2 protein-coding genes are annotated in these 4075 nt (G+C 70.0%); both read left to right on the forward strand.

All coding sequences use genetic code 11. The features are described 5' to 3' along the window. Positions 1-972, forward strand: a 972-nt coding sequence (locus HG543_RS52055) for a hypothetical protein (protein ID WP_169352429.1), incomplete at its 5' end; no start/stop codon positions are given. Positions 973-980: 8 nt separating this feature from the next. Continuing rightward, the coding region (locus HG543_RS52060; RefSeq protein ID WP_169352430.1) for a DUF4215 domain-containing protein at positions 981-4075 on the forward strand (3095 nt) is incomplete at its 3' end.

A 4075-nucleotide genomic window follows, 5' to 3' on the forward strand; every position in this document is an offset into this window, starting at 1 on the left:
GCCCCCGAGGCTCCCTCCAACGAGCGCCCCTCCACGGTGGTGCTGTCTGGTGACGACCGGCCCTGGGCGAAGGGCGTCTCGCAGCAGAAGCAGCAGGCCGCCATCGACCTGTTCCGCTCGGCCAACGCGCTGCTGAAGGAGTCCATCTTCCTGAAGGCGGCGGAGCAGTACCGGCAGGCGCTCACCCACTGGGACCATCCCGCCATCCACTACAACCTGGCGCTGGCGCTGCTGAACCTGGACCAGCCCATCGAGGTGCGCGAGCACCTGGAGGCGGCGATGCGCTACGGCGTGGCGCCGCTGGACGCGGAGAAGCTGGAGAACGCGCGCGCGTACCGGACGCTCGTCGAGAAGCAGCTCGCCTGGGTGGAAATCACCTGCGAGACGCCGGGCGCCTCGGTGGTGATGGACGGCCGGCCCCTGTTCGTGGGCCCTGGCCGCCACACCGGCTGGGTGCGCGCCGGGCCGCACACGCTGGTGGCCACGGGCGAGGGCTACCTCACCCAGGACCAGAGCCGCACCCTGTCCCCGGGCGAACGGGTGACGCTGGACCTGAAGCTGTTCACCTCCGAGGACCTCATCCAGTACCGGAGGAAGTGGTCCGCCTGGAAGCCATGGGCGGTGGTGGGCACGGGCGTGGCGCTCGCCGCGGGCGGCGTGCTGATGCACTCGACGGCCCGGGATGACTACTCGAAGTTCGACACGGCCATCGCGAGCTGCGGTGGCTGCGTGCCGGAGCCGGCCGTGGCGGACCACCGCTCGCGCGGGGACACGCTGCAGACGGCGGCCTTCGCCGCGTACGGCGTGGGCGGCGCGGCGCTCGTGACGGGCGCGGTGCTGCTCTACCTCAACCGGCTCCAGCCCATCCAGGTCGACCCGTCGGAGGCCGCGAAGTCCCCGAAGGTGTCGGCGGGTGTCACCCCCTATCTCGGCGCTGGCGGCGGTGGCGCCTCCGCGACGTTCCGCTTCTGAGCCCGACCATGCGACGCAACGCTCCTCCTTCCCTTCCTCGCGGGTGGCTCGTCCTGCTCGCGCTGGCCCTGCCGCTGCTGGCCTGCGTGCAGCCCGAGAGCATCTCGTGCCCGTCCGGGCTCGTCTGTCCCTCCGGACAGCAGTGCGCGGCCCGGCAGGACGTGTGCATCAAGACGACGTGCGGAGACGCCCTCATCCAGGCCGGCGAGTCCTGTGACGACGGCAACATCCTCCAGGGCGACGGCTGCAGCTCGAACTGCGAGTCCGACGAGTCCTGCGGCAACGGCATCGTGGACGTCGCCGCCGGCGAGGTGTGCGACGACGGGAACACCCGGAACGAGGACGGGTGCAGCTCCGACTGCCGCTCCAGCGAGGTGTGCTCGAACGGCGTGGTGGACAGCGCCGTGGGCGAGAAGTGCGACGACGGCAACTCGCGCTCGGGCGACGGCTGCAGCGCGGACTGCCTCTCCACCGAGTTCTGCGGCAACGGCTACGTGGACGTGGCGCGCGGCGAGAAGTGCGACGACGGCAACAACGACAGCGGCGACGGCTGCAGCGGCGACTGCCGCTCCGAGGAGAGCTGCGGCAACGGCATCGTCGACGTCGCCGGTGGCGAGAAGTGCGATGACGGCAACAACGAGAGCGGCGACGGCTGCAGCTCCGACTGCCGCTCCAACGAGTCCTGCGGCAACGGCATCATCGACGTCGCCGCGGGCGAGCTGTGCGACGACGGCAACTCCGCGGACGGCGACGGGTGCAGCTCCGACTGCCGCTCGGGCGAGGGCTGCGGCAACGGCGTGCGCGACCTCGACGAGGAGTGCGACGACGGCAACACCGTGGACACCGACAACTGCCTGCGCAACTGCAAGCTGCCCCGCTGCGGCGACGGCGTCACGGACCGCCAGTCCCCGGGCCTGGAGCAGTGCGACACGGCCGGCGAGACGCCCGAGTGCAACGCGAACTGCACGTTCCCCGCCTGTGGCGACGGCTTCGTGAACGTCAGCGCCGGGGAGCAGTGCGACAACCCGGGCGCGGAGGACAGCGCCAACTGCGACGGTGACTGCTCCATCGCCTTCTGCGGCGACCGCTACCGCAACCCCGCGCGCGGCGAGCAGTGCGACACGGGCGGCAACTCCGCGACGTGCGACTCCGACTGCACCCTGCCGCTGTGCGGTGACGGCCTGCTCAACACGGACGCCAATGAAATCTGCGACAGCGGCAGTGAGACGGCGTTCTGTGACTCCGACTGCACGCCCGCGGTGTGCGGCGACGGCCGGCGCAACACGGCCGCGAGCGAGGAGTGCGACGACGGCAACGACTCCGAGGAGGACGACTGCCTCACGAGATGCGTGCGCAACAGTTGCGGCGACAACTTCGTCGACCAGCAGGGGCCGGTGGTGGAGGCCTGCGACGACGGCAACCGCTTCTCCGAGACCGAGTGCCCCTACGGCACCCGCACCTGCACCCGGTGCAACGCGGCGTGCTCCGCGCCCCTGAGCCTCACCGGCCGCTTCTGCGGTGACGGCCAGCGCAACGACGACAGCGAGGTGTGCGACGACGGCAACACCACCACGGAGTCCGAGTGCCAGTACGGCACCCGCAACTGCACCACGTGTGACGCCACCTGCGCGACGTCGCTCCGGCTCACCGGCCGCTTCTGCGGCGATGGCGCCACGAACGACGACAGCGAGGTGTGCGACGACGGCAACACCGCCACGGAGACCGAGTGTCCCTACGGCACCGAGAGCTGCACGCTGTGCAACGGCTCGTGCTCCGCCCCCCTGCCCCTCACCGGGCGCTTCTGCGGCGACGGCCGCCAGAACGACCCGCTCGAGAGGTGCGACGACGGCAACAAGGTGACGGAGACCGAGTGCGCCTACGGCACCCGGAACTGCACCGCCTGTGACGCCACCTGCTCCGCGTCCCTCTCGCTGGTCGGCCGCTACTGCGGTGACGGCGCCACGAACGACGACAGAGAGGCGTGCGACGACGGCAACACCATCACCGAGACCTCCTGCGACTACGGCGACCGCACGTGCACGAAGTGCAACGCGACGTGCACCGCGTTCGTGCATCTCACCGGCGCGTACTGCGGTGACGGCCGGAGGGACGCGAACGAGGCGTGTGACGACGGCAACACCGTCAACGAGACGACGTGTGACTACGGCACGCAGAGCTGCGTGGCGTGCAACGCGACGTGCACCGGCGTGCTGAGCCTCACGGGCCCCGTGTGCGGCGACAACATCCAGAACGGCAACGAGGTCTGCGACGACGGCAACCGGACGACCGAGGACTCGTGCGCCTACGGCGTCGAGTCCTGCACCCTGTGCCGCGCCGACTGCATGGAGGAGCTGAACCTCACCGGCCCCGTCTGCGGTGACGGCATCCGGAACACCAACGAGGCGTGCGACGACGGCAACACCGTCAACGAGACCTCATGCGCCTACGGCACGCGCAACTGCGTGACGTGCAATGAGACCTGCACGGCGCAGCTGAGCCTGACCGGCGCCTTCTGCGGTGACGGCGCCAGGAACCACCCGAGCGAGGTCTGCGACGACGGGAATGGCATCGAGGAGACCGAGTGCCCCTACGGCCAGAGGACGTGCACCCTGTGCAAGGCGGACTGCTCGGCGAACTTGAGCCTCACGGGCGACTACTGCGGCGACGGCGAGAGGAACGGCACCGAGGCCTGTGACGACGGCAACGCGGACGCCTGTGGTGCCTGCAACGCCACGTGCTCGACCGTCCAGCTCGCCGCGGCCCGTGGCCGCATCCACGCCGTGGCCAGCTCGAACATCTCCGATGGAGAGGGCTTCATCCTCTCCGACGGAATCACCGGCTACGCGGTGTTCGAGTTCGACAGGAACAACGTCTACAACCCATCCAACGTCCGCATCCCCGTCGTCAGCGGGTCCAGTGACGCCCAGATGGCCCAGGCCATCGCGACGGCCATCAACAACGCGCCCAACCTCGGCCTCTCGGCGGCCGCCACGTCGGGCTCGAGGACGGTGGAGCTCATCAACGACCTGAGCGGAGCGCACGGCAACCAGCCCATCTTCGAGAATGTCGGGAACAGGAGCTTCCTCGTGGACAACATATCGGG

Origin of the sequence: Pyxidicoccus fallax, from assembly GCF_012933655.1 — a bacterium.
Taxonomy (GTDB): Bacteria; Myxococcota; Myxococcia; order Myxococcales; family Myxococcaceae; genus Myxococcus; species Myxococcus fallax.